We start from the raw sequence: 1367 nt of genomic DNA on the forward strand, positions 1-1367 counted from the left end.
CCCTGATCGTGTTAATGACGTGTTTTCTGCAGTAAAGCGACCAGACTGATATTTCTTCCAGAATAGACCTGCGTATTTGGCGATTCGTGTTTCATCGGTAAAGCGTTCAATTTGACCAATTTCAGCCACAATACCGGCTGCGAATACAGGACCTATACCTGGAATGCTTTCAAGCGTTTGAGGTAGCGATGACATCAAACTTTCTATACCTTTCTCAATCTCTTTAATTTGAGCTTGATACGTGCGCATAATCTGGATGGAGGTGCTTAGTAGAAGGTCAATAGAATCTTCTACCACTTTACTTAAACGATAGGATCCTCTGACAGCTTTTTGAATGGATTTTGCTATTTCTTCTGGATTACCAAAACGATTTTTTCCTTTTTCCTGAAGAAAAAGAGCGAGATCTTGTAAGGGCATTTGAGCGAGTTCTTCTAAGCTGAATCGTTCTAAGAATAATTCCATCATGGCATTTCCGAAGACAGAAGACCCAACGTCTTGTGTAAATTGACTACACTTTAATCCTAAGTGTTGAAGAAAATGTTGTTTTTCTTTTGTTAAGGCATGTACGAGTTGATAACGAGAACGAGTTAACTGTTGTAAAGCAATGTATTGCTCTTCCTTCACAATCGACATCGTATGACGTCCAAAACGAACATAGTCTGCAATGACAAATGCATCAATGGCATCTGTTTTATCCATCTCTGGATAACTTTTCTTAAAGTTTGCAATTTGTTTTGGATTAATCATAAACACTTGAGAACCGTAGGTTCTTAGCTCCTTATCATTGTGAAGAAACATAGCTGGATGGTAGCTATAAATCGACGTAGATTCTAAGCCAATCTTAATCACTTCACAGGTTAATTTGGAAGCTGTGTTCAGAATTTTTTCTTTTAATATTATGGCTCCAGGTAAGTCATTTGTAATGGTGAACGATTCTAATCGATCACCTTCACCATTTAAAAAACAAACTTTTGCATCTTGAGAGCTCACATCTAAACCAACAAATAGTTTCATGAGAGAGTTCCTCCTTTCTTTTAGAATCATTGGAAAATCTCTTTCTTGGACGTCTGGGGATATCCCTAGTGTGAACGCTGACCAACATCCTCGTGTATAAGAACTTACCCTTGCTTCAAAAGCCGCCCTAGCGCTACTAACAGCTAGGTTTGAATCAAGGAGAACAGCCTGTGAGTAGGAAGAATAAAGCGAACACTGGGAAACAGTCTTTTAATGTAGTTAAAGCCTACAGGGAGAGGGAGAATTGTCCCAAATGATCCTTACTTTCATTATCTAGGAATATCCTCGGACGTCCAAGAGAACATTGTGTTAAATCGTCGCTTGAAAGAGTAACTAAAAAATAATATACGAGG

Annotated in this window: 1 protein-coding gene; it reads right to left on the reverse strand. The window is 38.5% G+C overall.

Annotated features, from left to right (window positions below; all coding sequences use genetic code 11):
* On the reverse strand, positions 1-1014 hold a 1014-nt coding region (locus tag ORL93_RS30740; protein WP_265960340.1), incomplete at its 3' end, for an IS110 family RNA-guided transposase.
* Between the last annotated feature and the right edge of the window lie 353 nt (positions 1015-1367).

Origin of the sequence: Bacillus sp. DHT2, from assembly GCF_026241455.1 — a bacterium.
GTDB classification, from domain to species: domain Bacteria; phylum Bacillota; class Bacilli; order Bacillales; family Bacillaceae_G; genus Bacillus_A; species Bacillus_A pseudomycoides.